General features: G+C 41.3%; 11 protein-coding genes and 1 rRNA gene. 10 read left to right on the top strand and 2 right to left on the bottom strand.

Annotated elements, in window-relative coordinates; translation table 11 throughout:
* Positions 1 to 370: 370 nt before the first annotated feature.
* Both RBQ60_RS14645 and RBQ60_RS14640 read right to left on the bottom strand, forming a co-directional pair.
* A complete protein-coding gene (locus RBQ60_RS14645; RefSeq protein WP_307884410.1) occupies positions 371 to 1,231 on the bottom strand; it encodes a DUF3298 and DUF4163 domain-containing protein in 861 nt (286 codons plus the stop codon).
* On the bottom strand, positions 1,228 to 1,716 hold the full coding sequence (locus tag RBQ60_RS14640; protein WP_307884409.1) for a sigma-70 family RNA polymerase sigma factor: 489 nt from the start codon (positions 1,714 to 1,716) through the stop codon (positions 1,228 to 1,230). Before RBQ60_RS14640 ends, RBQ60_RS14645 begins: the two co-directional genes overlap by 4 nt.
* Before the next feature lie 317 nt (positions 1,717 to 2,033).
* Between RBQ60_RS14640 and RBQ60_RS14635 the strand changes: the two genes are divergently transcribed.
* The 10 genes from RBQ60_RS14635 (at position 2,034) to RBQ60_RS14590 (ending at position 13,019) form a co-directional block, all read left to right on the top strand.
* Positions 2,034 to 2,969 (top strand): DUF1385 domain-containing protein, encoded by a 936-nt coding sequence (locus RBQ60_RS14635; protein WP_307884408.1) that lies wholly within the window; start codon positions 2,034 to 2,036, stop codon positions 2,967 to 2,969.
* Positions 2,956 to 3,843 (top strand): peptide chain release factor N(5)-glutamine methyltransferase, encoded by an 888-nt coding sequence (gene prmC / locus RBQ60_RS14630; RefSeq protein ID WP_307884407.1) that lies wholly within the window; start codon positions 2,956 to 2,958, stop codon positions 3,841 to 3,843. Before RBQ60_RS14635 ends, prmC begins: the two co-directional genes overlap by 14 nt.
* On the top strand, positions 3,836 to 4,912 hold the full coding sequence (prfA, locus tag RBQ60_RS14625) for a peptide chain release factor 1 (protein ID WP_307884406.1): 1,077 nt from the start codon (positions 3,836 to 3,838) through the stop codon (positions 4,910 to 4,912). Before prmC ends, prfA begins: the two co-directional genes overlap by 8 nt.
* A 16-nt stretch (positions 4,913 to 4,928) precedes the next feature.
* Positions 4,929 to 5,474 (top strand): chromate transporter, encoded by a 546-nt coding sequence (locus tag RBQ60_RS14620; protein WP_307884405.1) that lies wholly within the window; start codon positions 4,929 to 4,931, stop codon positions 5,472 to 5,474.
* On the top strand, positions 5,471 to 6,043 hold the full coding sequence (locus RBQ60_RS14615) for a chromate transporter (RefSeq protein WP_307884404.1): 573 nt from the start codon (positions 5,471 to 5,473) through the stop codon (positions 6,041 to 6,043). The genes RBQ60_RS14620 and RBQ60_RS14615 overlap by 4 nt, the downstream gene beginning before the upstream one ends.
* A 63-nt stretch (positions 6,044 to 6,106) precedes the next feature.
* Positions 6,107 to 6,562: a hypothetical protein gene (locus RBQ60_RS14610; RefSeq protein ID WP_307884403.1), complete on the top strand. Its 456-nt coding sequence runs from the start codon at positions 6,107 to 6,109 to the stop codon at positions 6,560 to 6,562.
* Between the two features lie 106 nt (positions 6,563 to 6,668).
* Positions 6,669 to 9,122, top strand: a complete 2,454-nt coding sequence (locus RBQ60_RS14605) for a glycogen/starch/alpha-glucan phosphorylase (protein WP_307884402.1) — start codon at positions 6,669 to 6,671, stop codon at positions 9,120 to 9,122.
* 197 nt (positions 9,123 to 9,319) lie between these two features.
* Positions 9,320 to 10,531, top strand: coding sequence for a dicarboxylate/amino acid:cation symporter (locus tag RBQ60_RS14600; protein WP_307884401.1), 1,212 nt, complete (start codon positions 9,320 to 9,322; stop codon positions 10,529 to 10,531).
* A gap of 219 nt (positions 10,532 to 10,750) precedes the next feature.
* Positions 10,751 to 11,026 carry a hypothetical protein gene (locus RBQ60_RS14595; protein WP_307884400.1) on the top strand — a complete coding sequence of 92 codons (276 nt, stop codon included), beginning with the start codon at positions 10,751 to 10,753 and terminating at the stop codon, positions 11,024 to 11,026.
* A gap of 459 nt (positions 11,027 to 11,485) precedes the next feature.
* Positions 11,486 to 13,019 (top strand): 16S ribosomal RNA (locus RBQ60_RS14590).
* The last annotated feature ends 33 nt before the right edge of the window (positions 13,020 to 13,052 follow it).

The raw sequence follows: 13,052 nt of genomic DNA, 5'->3' as shown, positions 1-13,052 counted from the left end.
CAGAGAATTTATATTCCTGCACTTTTTTTATTGGCGCCGTACTTTATTCTACTTTTAAATTATGTTATTAGGGATATAAATGAGCAGGAAGGGCATGGATTTACATAAATCACAACGACCTGTGGACAACGTGTGGATAACTTGAAAAAAATGCGGGGAACTAAGGTTTGCCCCTGTGGATATCCTATGTAAACTGTGGAAATACATAGAAAATAGAAGGAGAAAGAGGATGGAATCTTACAAATTGAAATTAAGTAAAACTTCAATAGTCGAATTACAAAAAAGTCTGACTTAATAATAGATAATATTATGTAACCTTGAAGAGAAAAAACCCCTTATCGATATGTAGTCTTCGATAAGGGGGAGGATACTATTTCAAAATATCGGCAATGATATTTTGTGGTATAACGAATTCTGGGCTTCCTTGAGCGCCAGCGGCTACATCATATTTATCAAAAGCGATTACAAGATTTCCTTCGCTATTGATGTAAAAGTTTTGGTCGGAGAGGATTGCTTTAAAGCCTTCTCCAAATTCTGTTTGACCAGCAATCCAGAACATGCCATCTTCTTCGTTGTTGAGTCGTTCCATTTCTGAGGTGATGTACTGGCTGATGGGCGTTATATAGTCGGCACCTTCTTGGAACAAGCTTGGCAAAGTGACCAATTGATTCGTATGTTTATCAATGGTATAGAAGGTATGGACTGTGGAAGAAGAACCAGCTGTATTCAAGATATAAACGTCGATGGCCAGATAGTCATTGTTGTCGGTTTTAATGATGTAGTTGGAGTCGATACCCATATGTACCATCTCGTCACCAAATTTTTCTTTTAAAGCCTTTACATCTTTCTCGAAAGCTGCAATTAAGGCATCAGCATTTTCCTTAAATTCCGCATTCAGCTGATCTTGTAATTCTTTGTTTAATAAGCCTTCGATTTGGGGGGTGACAATATCTGCTTCGTAGCCATTTTCTTGATTTACATAGCGACCGAAGGTGAGGATTTTCACCACGGTATCCATGCCTGGAACTTCTGTCATGGCATAAGCCAGGTTAGGGCTTGCATTTAAGGCAATAGAGGCTGTGATAACTGTACTTGCTGCAATTGTAGTAATTTTTACCCAAGGTTGTTTCTTCTTTTCGTTTTTCATAATAGCATTTATCCTTTCTTCTAGTTCTTTTGAGGCAGATAGGGTTTCATATTCCTTTTTTAATTTTTTTAGTGTTTGATTCATACGTCTACTTCCTCCATATCAATTTTTAATAATTCCAATGCACGATACAATCTGGTTTTTACTGTATTTTCATTGAGATCAAGCAGTTGGGAGATTTCCTTTATTTGTAACCGCTCAAAAAAACGAAGCACAATGATTACACGATAGTTTTCGTCCAAATGTTGAATCATTTGGGTGAAGGAAATATTGGAATAATCATCGCTTATGCTTTGAAGGTCATCTAACGTTTCATAATCCGTTACCACTACCTTTTTATTTTTTTCTAATTGGGTAAGGGCAGTGTTAATGATAATTTTGTAAAACCAAGTTTTTAAGTATTGCGTATTTTTTAGCTTGTGGATGGAGCGTAGGGCTTTGATAACACTTTCGCTGACTACATCTTCTGCATCTTGTTGGTTTTTAGTATAAGTAAAGGCAAATCTGAAGGCCTGATCAAGATTGTCTTTATTGGTGATAAATTGTTCAAACAGCTGCTTTTTGTTCATAAGGTTAACCCCTTTCATGAGCTTAGACAGATTAGCCTAATAAAAAGTTTGGGGAAAAGTAAAAAAAATCACTGGAGTGTCTATCGTGTGAAGTATCTAGATAGTATTGGAGCGAATTGGAAAGGTATTCTTTGTTTTTTCTATTTGATTTTCTATTTACATGGAAGAGATGGGAATTTTTTTTATATTTTTAAACTTCTGCCCGCGGGCAAATCTTATATTTATCCTAAATTTAAAAAATGAATTTCTGTTTATAATCTTTTATGATATAATAATGAATTGCAGTACAAATTTCATAATAGAAGAGAGTTGATTGGGTGTCAAATTTAGATAAAGATAAAAAAGTGCGTCAAACCAGCATTGGCGGACAAGCTGTTATTGAAGGGGTAATGATGCGTGGGAAAAAAATGTACGCCATGGCCGTAAGAAATCCAGAAGGTGGAATTACCATCGAGAAAAACCAGTGGGGTGGCATTGGCAGCAAAGGGATTTTTAAGGTTCCCATTTTTAGAGGTATTGCCGCTTTTGTGGATTCTTTGATTACAGGAACAAAAATTTTAATGCACTCCGCTGAAATTGCTGGAGAGGATTGGGCAGAGGAGGAGTTATCTCCTTTTGAAAAATTCCTTCAGGACAAACTAGGGGATAAAGTGAATGATATTTTGATATACTTTAGTGTTACTCTTTCGTTGATACTGGGGATGGGAATGTTTTTTGTTCTGCCTGTGTGGTTAGGGAATTTTACAAAGGATTTGGTTCCAGTATGGGCTTTGGGTATTGTAGAAGGGCTTTTGCGTATTGGAATCTTCCTTGCGTACCTATTCCTAATTTCCAGAATGAAAGAAATTAAAAGGGTTTTTGAATACCATGGGGCGGAACATAAAACCATTAATTGCTTTGAAAGTGGTTTGGATTTAACGGTGGAAAATGTAAAGCCTTGTTCTCGCTTACATAAGCGTTGTGGAACCAGCTTTTTACTTTTTGTTATGGTCATCAGTATGATTGTGTTCTTTTTTGTACGTACGGACACATTAATTCTGAGATTGGTTTCCAGAATTCTGTTAGTTCCTTTTATTGCAGGGATTTCTTACGAGGTAATACGCTGGGCAGGGAAGTCTGAAAGCAGAATTGTTGCAGCCATTAGTTATCCTGGATTTTGCTTGCAGAAAATAACAACGGCAGAACCTGACGAATCCCAAATCGAGACAGCCATTGCTGCCATGAAGGGAGTATTGGAAGATGAAGGAGAGTAAGACCATTAGTCAGGCTTTGCAGGAGGGCAAAGAACGTTTAAAGGCCGCTGGGAAAGATAACTACGTTTTTGAAGCGGAACTTTTGATGATGGATATATGTTCTTTGAGCCGTGTGGGGCTTTTTACCCAAGGGGAGGAAGGTATTTCTCCCCAGCAAGCGAAGAGGTATGAAAGCTATTTATCCCAGCGGGAAGGAAACCGTCCCTTGCAGTATATTTTAGGCCAGTGTGAGTTTATGGGTTTACCCTTTTTTGTTGGAGAAGGGGTATTGATTCCACGCAGTGACACAGAAGTGCTGGTGGAAGGGATTTTGGAAGTCTCCAAACAAGAAAAAATAGATAAAATCATGGATGTGGGGACGGGAAGTGGATGCATTCCCATTTGCCTTGCCCATTACGGTAAAATGGAAGCCTATGGTGTAGATATCAGCCCTAAGGCCTTAGATTTTGCCAAGAAAAATGGAGAAAACAACAAAGTAAACGTTAGGTGGATAGAAAGTGACTTATTTTCCGCAATTCCTGATGATTTAAAAGGCACCTTTGATGCTATTGTTTCCAATCCTCCTTATATTGCCAAAGAGGTAATTGAGGGCTTGATGCCGGAAGTGCGGGACTTTGAACCCAGAAATGCTCTGGATGGAGGGGAAGATGGGTTGGATTTTTATCGCAGCATCATAGCAGATAGCCGTCATTGGTTACGGGATGGTGGATGGTTGTTTTTTGAAATAGGATATGATCAAGGTCAGGCATTACTTTCTTTAATGGAAGAAGCAGGATTTTGCAAGTGCATGTTACAACAGGATTTGGCAGGATTAGACAGAGTTGTTTTTGGAAAATTAGAGAGGGAATTTTTAATGAGGTGTAACCATGTTTGAACGATTGGCTGAGGTGGAAAGTAAATATATTGATTTAGCAGATCAGGTGAATGATCCTGATATGATTGCCAACCAATCGGAATGGCGAAAGTTGATGAAGGAATATAGTGATATGACACCCCTCGTAGAGGCTTACCGTGAGTATAAAGGGGTAAAAGAGGCAATTGAGGAAGGCTTAGAGTTATTGAATGAAAAGCTGGACGATGATTTTCGTGAATTAGTAAAAGAAGAATTTGCCCAAAACAAGGACAGACTGGAAGAATTGAAAAAAGAAATTACAATTTTACTGTTACCAAAAGATCCTAATGATGAAAAGAACGTTATTATGGAAATCAGAGGCGGGGCAGGTGGTGATGAAGCGGCATTATTTGCTGGGGACTTATTCCGTATGTATGCCCGTTATGCTGAGGGCAGACGTTGGAAAGTAGAGCTGATGAATGCCAATGAAAACGATTTGGGTGGCTTTAAAGAAGTTTCCTTTATGATTACAGGTAAGGGCGCCTTCTCTCGGATGAAGTATGAAAGTGGTGTGCATCGTGTGCAGCGTATTCCTTCAACGGAAAGCGGTGGACGTATCCATACATCTACAGTAACGGTGGCAGTTATGCCTGAGGCAGAAGAGGTTGATGTTCACATTGATATGAATGACGTTAGGGTTGACGTTTTCCGTGCTTCGGGTAACGGTGGGCAGTGTGTAAACACAACGGACTCGGCGGTGCGAATGACCCACTTGCCTACGGGCATTGTGGTTTCATGTCAGAATGAGAAGTCTCAGTTGAAAAATAAAGAACAAGCACTAAAAGTTTTGTATGCCAGAGTTTATGAGAGGGAAAGACAGGCCCATGATGCGGCTATTTCTGCTGACCGTCGTTCTCAAGTTGGAACGGGGGACAGAAGTGAACGTATTCGTACCTATAATTTCCCCCAGGGGCGTGTGACTGACCATAGAATTGGCTTGACATTACACAGGATTGATAGCATATTAGATGGGGAACTGGATGAGTTGATGGATGCTCTGATTACCACAGACCAGATGGAGAAAATGCAGGCTAGTGGTATGGAGGAATAGAGAAAGCGGTGAAAGAATGAAAGAACTTTGGCAGCTTTTTATTACTTTTTGCAGAATAGGTGGATTCACTTTTGGCGGAGGCTACGCAATGCTACCTATGCTGCAAAGTGAAGTGGTAACCAAAAGGGGATGGGCCACGGAAGATGAAATTCTTGACTACTTTGCCATTGGGCAATGTACCCCTGGAATTATTTTTGTAAATACGGCAACTTTTGTGGGATATAAGCGAAAGGGAGTTATTGGGGCAATTGCGGCAACCTTGGGGAGTATCTTTCCTTCGGTGATTATTGTTATGATTATTGCGGCAGTGTTAAATAATTTTGCAGAACTTCCCATTGTGCAACATGCCTTTGGGGCCATTCGTGTGGTAGTGGGGGTTTTGATTGTAAACGCCGTTATTGGAATGTGGAAGAAGTCCGTGGTGGATAAGCTTTGTGTGGCAATTGTTGTGGTTGCCTTTATTCTGTCTGCCATATTCGAACTGTCTCCCCTTTGGATTGTTTTGGGAGCAGCACTATTTGGTGTAGCCCTCCCTGTTTTAAAGGGGGTTAGAGAAAAATGAGCAACTGGTTAATATTGTTTTTTGAGTTCTTCAAAATAGGGCTATTTTCCGTTGGCGGCGGATTGGCTACCTTACCTTTTTTGTATAACCTGGCGGATAAGTATGAATGGTTTAGTCACGGCATGATTGCTGACATGGTGGCTATTTCAGAGTCTACCCCTGGTCCGTTAGGGGTAAACATGGCAACATACACAGGGTATCAATTTGGTGGGCCCCTGGGCAGTATTGTGGCCACAGTGGGGTTAGTATTTCCCTCTGTTGTAATCATCATATTAGTTTCCAAGTTTCTTGAGAAATTTCGCAATAATACCCATGTTGAGGAGGCATTCTATGTGCTTAGACCTACGGTAACGGGGTTGATTGGGGCTGCAGGATTTAGTGTGATCATTAGTAGTTTATTCCATGTCCATAAAATAGGAGAGCTATCACTAGATAATTTTTTTGGTCTGATTGGAATTAAGGAATGTATTTTGTTTGTAGTAATGTTATTGTTAACAAATAAATATAAAAAGCACCCAGTATTATATATTGCAATTGGGGCGGCAGTGGGAATCATATTTGCGTTTTGATGCGGAATGAAAGGCTTTTTCCATCCATATGATAGAGATATATGGAATAAGGAGGAAGGTCGTATGAGTCTATGGCTGGCGATTCCTGTGTATTGGGTGCTGCTGTGGGCAGCGAGTAGGTGGAAGAGAGCCTATCCGTTGCCTTTTCGCTTTTTGGAGGGAACTATTTTAGCTTACCTTTGTTTTATGTTTTTGCCTCCTGCTTTTTTAGAAGATTTTCTTTGGGCGGGTTTTGGAGCAATCACAGGCATTGTATTTGGCGTTTGGGCAGAGGAGAAGTATGACGAGTTTGAGTATGAAAAAGAGCTTCGCAGTATTGTAATATTTTCAGTAGCTTTTTTATTTGAAGCCCTTGCCCATGGCTCGTGGGCATTGCCCAGAAGTGTCATTGGCGGAACGGCATTGTACTGTGCTTGTGCAGGACTGTTTCCTGAAGGAAAGCCTTTTAAGGATGCCATACTGTCTGGTATGGGTGGGATTTTAGGATTTATTTTGGGAGTTGCCGTTTGTTTTACATAAAAGAGGGAAGGTTATTTGCAAAATGGGGAATGCTTTGTTATAGTTATAAAAAAGTTCCGAACACCAATTTTACAATAGAAAAAGGCATTCCTAAAGGAGGTTCTTTATGGGACAAATTGGGATAGAAAAAGAAACACTAAAAACAATGATTCGAGAAAATGTGAAAACCCTGTATCGAAAAAACCTTGAAACGGCTTCGGCGGAAGAAGTTTATCACGGGGCAGTTTTCACTCTAAGGGATTTGATTACAGATAAGTGGATTAAAACCCATGATACTTACTATGAACAGGATGTGAAGGCTGTATATTACCTTTCCATGGAGTTTTTGATGGGGCGATTTTTTGGAAACGCCTTAATCAATATGGGAATGAGTATGGAAATTAAAGAAGTATTTGATGATTTGGGCATTGACTTTAATATGGTGGAGAATGCCGAGCCTGATCCCGGTCTTGGAAACGGCGGTTTAGGTCGTTTGGCAGCGTGCTTTTTAGATTCTTTATCCACTTTAGAGTTACCTGCCTATGGTTGTGGCATTCGCTATCATTATGGAATTTTTGAACAACGGCTGGAAAATGGGTATCAGGTGGAAGCCCCCGATAACTGGCTGGAGGATGGAGACCCTTGGGGAATCCGCAGAAATGAATATGCCGTTGAAGTAAAGTTTGGTGGGCATGTGCGGGCAGTACCCAAAGAGAATGGAGGATATGGCTTTGTGCAAGAGGGGTATCACTCTGTTATGGCCATACCTTATGACTATCCTGTTTTGGGATATGGTAATAATACAGTGAATACCTTACGTTTGTGGGATGCTCAGGCAAAAAACAGAATTGATTTGAAGTCCTTTAACGAAGGTAACTACCAAAAAGCTGCAGAGGAGGAAACTTTGGCAAAAACCCTTACGAATGTGCTTTATCCCGCAGATGAGCACTATCAGGGCAAGGAGCTGAGACTTCGCCAACAGTATTTCTTTATCTCTGCCACAGTGCAGCGAGTGATTGAACGATTTAAAGATAGGCACTCTGATTTTAAATTATTGCCTGAAAAAGTGGCTTTTCAGCTAAATGATACTCACCCCAGCATTGCGGTGGCGGAGTTAATGCGAGTTTTGGTGGACGAAAATGATTTGCCTTGGGAGCAGGCTTGGGACATTACAAGAAAGGTATGTGCCTATACCAACCATACCATTATGTCGGAAGCCTTGGAGAAATGGCCCCTTGACTTATTTAGCCGTTTACTTCCTCGAATTTATCAAATTGTTGAGGAAATCAACCGTCGTTTTTGTATTGAACTGACACAACGGTATGGGAACAATCCAGAAAAGATTCGCCGACTTGCAATCATTGCCGATGGGCAGATTCGCATGGCCTATATGGCCATTGTGGGGAGTCATTCGGTAAATGGTGTGGCGGCACTTCATACGGAAATTTTAAAGAATCAGGAACTAAAGAGTTTCTACCAGCTTTATCCTGAGAAGTTTAACAATAAAACCAATGGGATTACCCAAAGAAGATGGTTACTACACGCAAACCCTAAACTGGCTGAATTGGTAACGAAAAAGATTGGTGACGGTTGGATTACTGATTTATCCCAGATAGAAGGGATTTTACCCTTTGCTGAGGATGGGGATTTTCGGGAACGCTTTATGGAGATTAAGCGGGAGAACAAAGTATCCTTGGCCAAGTATATTAAATCTACAAAGGGGATTGATATAAACCCAGACAGTATTTTTGATATTCAGGTGAAGAGGCTTCATGAATATAAGCGTCAGCTTTTGAATGTGTTGCACATTATTGGGCTTTACAATCGCTTGAAAATGAACCCTGGCTTGGATATGGTGCCTAGAACCTTTATATTTGGTGCAAAGGCGGCGGCAGGGTATCATCGGGCAAAGCTAATTATTAAGTTAATTAACAGCGTGGCAGAGGTTGTAAACAACGATGAATCTATTTATGGCAAAATTAAAGTTGTATTTTTGGAGAACTATCGGGTTTCTTTGGCAGAGCGATTGATTCCAGCGGCGGATGTTAGTGAGCAAATTTCTACGGCAGGGAAAGAGGCCTCTGGTACAGGTAATATGAAGTTTATGCTAAATGGGGCTTTGACTGTGGGAACCATGGACGGAGCAAACGTTGAAATTTTTGATGAAGTTGGAGAAGAGAACATCTTTATTTTTGGTATGAGTGCAGAAGAAGTACAGGATAAGTATAATGGGGTTTATGACCCTTGGAGTGTATATAACATGAATCAAGAGGTTCGTATGGCAATGACTGCCCTCATTAACGGAACATTTGATGAAGATACCCAACTTTTCCGAGAGTTATATGATGCACTATTAAATGGATATGGCGGAAGTCGAGCCGATGAGTATTTTGTTTTAGAGGATTACGCTGACTATGGCCGTGCACAATGGGCGGTGGACTATGCCTATCGGGACAAAGAGAGATGGGCGAAAATGGCTATTTATAATGTGGCTAAAAGTGGAAAATTCTCCAGTGACCGAACCATTCAACAGTATGCAGAGGAGATTTGGAACCTTCCTCCCATTCATATTGACTTTTAAGCTTAAGAACTCCTTCTTTAAAGAGGGAGTTCTTTTTTTGAAAAAAGTTTAAACGAAGGAAAATAATTCAATAAGTATAGCATTGCAAAGATTGCTATTATAATCAAATAAGTAGCTTGTCATATAAAAAGAAATCCTGTAGAATTAGCGTGAAACAGTAGCAAAAACCAAGAGATAAAGAAGAGGAGAAGGGAAGCATGATTCAAAAAACAAAGAAATTTCCGTTGGCAATCTGGATTTTTATGGGCTTGATATTAGGTATTTTAGCAGGTATTGCCTTAATGAAAACGCCAGAAATTGCAGTACAGTACATTAAGCCCTTTGGAACACTATTTTTGAACTTAGTTAAGTTTATTGTTGTACCAATTGTACTGTTCTCAATTATGTCGGGTGTCATTTCCATGAAGGACATCCGTAAAGTAGGCAAGATTGGGATTAGGACAGTCGTTTTTTATATGACTACCACTGCCATTGCTGTAGTAATAGGTTTGACTTTTGCCAATGTATTCAAAGGAACATTTGGGCAGATTTCCACCAGTGGTCTGGAATACACAGCAAAGGAAGCACCGGGGTTTATAACAACAATCATTAATATTTTCCCCAGCAACATTATTGATCCCATGAGTGATGCAAATATGTTGCAGGTAATTGTAACTGCATTATTCTTTGGATTTGCGGTCATTACGGTGGGGGAGAAAGGAAAAGCATTTGCCGACTTTGTTGAAAGTGCCAATGCTGTATCTATGATTATTATGGATACCATTATCAAGTTTAGCCCTGTTGGGGTTTTTTGCTTGATCACACCAGTGGTTGCGGAAAATGGTGCCTCTATTTTAGGGAATTTGTTGACAGTCCTTGTTGTTGCATATGGTGCGTACTTTATCCACATGGCTGTGGTATATTCTGTGGCCATAAAAGCATTTGCACAAATGAGCCCTTTGAAGTTTTTTAGTGGCATGATGCCTGCAATTATGATGGCATTCTCCAGTGCATCCTCCGTAGGTACTCTGCCTTTAAACCTAGAGTGTACAGAGAAAATGGGTGCCAAAAAAGACGTGGCCAGCTTTGTATTGCCTTTGGGGGCTACAATTAATATGGATGGTACGGCAATTTATCAAGGGGTTTGTGCTATTTTTATTGCTTCTTGCTTTGGCATTGATTTAACGTTATCACAGCAGATTGCAATCATCTTAACTGCTACGCTGGCATCCATCGGTACAGCTGGTGTTCCGGGAGCAGGAATGATTATGTTGGCCATGGTATTACAAAGTGTGAATCTTCCTATTGAAGGGATTGCTTTAGTGGCAGGTATAGATCGCATTTTTGATATGGGAAGAACGGTTGTGAACATTACAGGAGATGCTGCTTGTACTTTAATTGTATCTAAGGCAGAAGATAAAAACGGTTAAACAGTTTCAGAAGCCTTGCAATTGATGAAAGACGGCAACCATATTAGAAATGGTACCGTCTTTATAACTTATGAAGGACTTATATAGAAGGCTGCATTATATTGGGAAAAATTGTATAATTACAAAATAAAATACAATAAAATACCAAGAGAAGTATTGAAAAAAAAGCGGCTTTGTGCTATAGTTGAATTTGCAAAACAAAGAAGGAGGGAATGTATTATGAAACACAAATTGAGCAAAGGTTGGATTGTAGCAGTATGCTTAGGCCTCGCAATGGCTTTTAGTGGTTGTGGCAATTCAGGCGAAACACCAGCTGAAGAAGCACCTGCTGTACAGGAAGAAGTTCAGGAGGATGCACAGACTGAAGCTACAGATGCAGAAGTAACTGAAGAGGCTACTGGTGCAGAAGTAACTGAAGAAGCTACAGAAGCTACAGATGCAGAAGTAACTGAAGAAGCTACAGATGCACCTGCTGAAGAAGCAGCAGCTGAATAAAACCTACATAAGGCACCCCGTTTTGGGATGCCTTATATTTTTGCACTTTTCTATAGAAGAAGGGCGGAAAAAAGGGGAAATTAAAGAAAAATAAAAAAAAATTAAAAAAGCTGTTGACAAGCCTTTGAAATCGTGTATAATAGAACAAGTCACTGAGAAATGCAGTTGAACACAGCGAGAAAAAAGCAGCCTTACAAGTAAATACTCCGAAGAAAAAAGTTGGAAAAACTTCGAAGAAAAGCTTGACAAGCTAAAGTGATTATGATAAGATAATCTTCGCTGACAACGAAAAAACGACAGCGACAAAGAGATAAATTGATCCTTGAAAACTAAACAGTAGAATACAAACACACAACCCATAGTCAATTCAAAAAGCTATAAGCTTTTAAGAGACAAAAGAGTTTGCTGGTTTCGAAAAAACCAGATAGTAGCCAGATTATACTGGTTAGGACAAAACTTTAATATAAGAGTTTGATCCTGGCTCAGGATGAACGCTGGCGGCGTGCTTAACACATGCAAGTCGAGCGGAGAAATTTAAAATGAGAGCTTCGGCAGGATTTTTAAGTATCTTAGCGGCGGACGGGTGAGTAACGTGTGGGCAACCTGCCCTGTACTGTGGAATAATCACTGGAAACGGTGACTAATACCGCATGTCATCACGAGGGGGCATCCCCTTGTGAGAAAAGGATTTATTCGGTACAGGATGGGCCCGCATCTGATTAGCTAGTTGGTGAGATAAAAGCTCACCAAGGCAACGATCAGTAGCCGACCTGAGAGGGTGATCGGCCACATTGGGACTGAGACACGGCCCAAACTCCTACGGGAGGCAGCAGTGGGGAATATTGCACAATGGGCGAAAGCCTGATGCAGCAACGCCGCGTGAAGGATGAAGGGTTTCGGCTCGTAAACTTCTATCAATAGGGACGAAAAAAATGACGGTACCTAAATAAGAAGCCCCGGCTAACTACGTGCCAGCAGCCGCGGTAATACGTAGGGGGCAAGCGTTATCCGGAATTACTGGGTGTAAAGGGAGAGTAGGCGGCATGGTAAGTTAGATGTGAAAGCCCGGGGCTTAACCTCGGGATTGCATTTAAAACTATCAAGCTAGAGTACAGGAGAGGTAAGTGGAATTCCTAGTGTAGCGGTGAAATGCGTAGATATTAGGAAGAACACCAGTGGCGAAGGCGACTTACTGGACTGAAACTGACGCTGAGGCTCGAAAGCGTGGGGAGCGAACAGGATTAGATACCCTGGTAGTCCACGCCGTAAACGATGAGTGCTAGGTGTTGGGGGGGAACCCTCGGTGCCGCAGCTAACGCAATAAGCACTCCACCTGGGGAGTACGATCGCAAGATTGAAACTCAAAGGAATTGACGGGGGCCCGCACAAGCGGTGGAGCATGTGGTTTAATTCGAAGCAACGCGAAGAACCTTACCAAGGCTTGACATCCCTCTGACCGCACTAGAGATAGTGCTTCTCTTCGGAGCAGGGGTGACAGGTGGTGCATGGTTGTCGTCAGCTCGTGTCGTGAGATGTTGGGTTAAGTCCCGCAACGAGCGCAACCCCTATTCTTAGTAGCCATCATTCAGTTGGGCACTCTAAGGAGACTGCCGTGGATAACACGGAGGAAGGTGGGGATGACGTCAAATCATCATGCCCCTTATGTCTTGGGCTACACACGTGCTACAATGGCTGGTAACAAAGTGAAGCAAAACGGCGACGTCAAGCAAATCACAAAAACCCAGTCCCAGTTCGGATTGTAGTCTGCAACTCGACTACATGAAGCTGGAATCGCTAGTAATCGCGAATCAGAATGTCGCGGTGAATACGTTCCCGGGCCTTGTACACACCGCCCGTCACACCATGGGAGTTGGAAGCACCCGAAGTCGGTGACCTAACCGTAAGGAAGGAACCGCCGAAGGTGATATCAGCGACTGGGGTGAAGTCGTAACAAGGTAGCCGTATCGGAAGGTGCGGCTGGATCACCTCCTTTCTATGGAGTATTGGTTGTGAAGTAATCTACTGT

This window comes from Anaerotignum sp. MB30-C6 (genome assembly GCF_030908465.1).
GTDB lineage: Bacteria > Bacillota > Clostridia > Lachnospirales > Anaerotignaceae > Chakrabartyella.
Note: the sequence above shows the minus strand (reverse complement) of the source record. Positions and strands in the feature narration are given on the sequence as shown.

What these genes read in the sequence shown, in the direction of transcription:
- RBQ60_RS14645 (WP_307884410.1), bottom strand. Translation starts at nt 1,231, where the DNA reads ATGAATCAAACACTAAAAAAATTAAAAAAGGAATATGAAACCCTATCT.
- RBQ60_RS14640 (WP_307884409.1), bottom strand. Translation starts at nt 1,716, where the DNA reads ATGAACAAAAAGCAGCTGTTTGAACAATTTATCACCAATAAAGACAAT.
- prmC (WP_307884407.1), top strand. Translation starts at nt 2,956, where the DNA reads ATGAAGGAGAGTAAGACCATTAGTCAGGCTTTGCAGGAGGGCAAAGAA.
- prfA (WP_307884406.1), top strand. Translation starts at nt 3,836, where the DNA reads ATGTTTGAACGATTGGCTGAGGTGGAAAGTAAATATATTGATTTAGCA.
- RBQ60_RS14620 (WP_307884405.1), top strand. Translation starts at nt 4,929, where the DNA reads ATGAAAGAACTTTGGCAGCTTTTTATTACTTTTTGCAGAATAGGTGGA.
- RBQ60_RS14615 (WP_307884404.1), top strand. Translation starts at nt 5,471, where the DNA reads ATGAGCAACTGGTTAATATTGTTTTTTGAGTTCTTCAAAATAGGGCTA.
- RBQ60_RS14610 (WP_307884403.1), top strand. Translation starts at nt 6,107, where the DNA reads ATGAGTCTATGGCTGGCGATTCCTGTGTATTGGGTGCTGCTGTGGGCA.
- RBQ60_RS14605 (WP_307884402.1), top strand. Translation starts at nt 6,669, where the DNA reads ATGGGACAAATTGGGATAGAAAAAGAAACACTAAAAACAATGATTCGA.
- RBQ60_RS14600 (WP_307884401.1), top strand. Translation starts at nt 9,320, where the DNA reads ATGATTCAAAAAACAAAGAAATTTCCGTTGGCAATCTGGATTTTTATG.
- RBQ60_RS14595 (WP_307884400.1), top strand. Translation starts at nt 10,751, where the DNA reads ATGAAACACAAATTGAGCAAAGGTTGGATTGTAGCAGTATGCTTAGGC.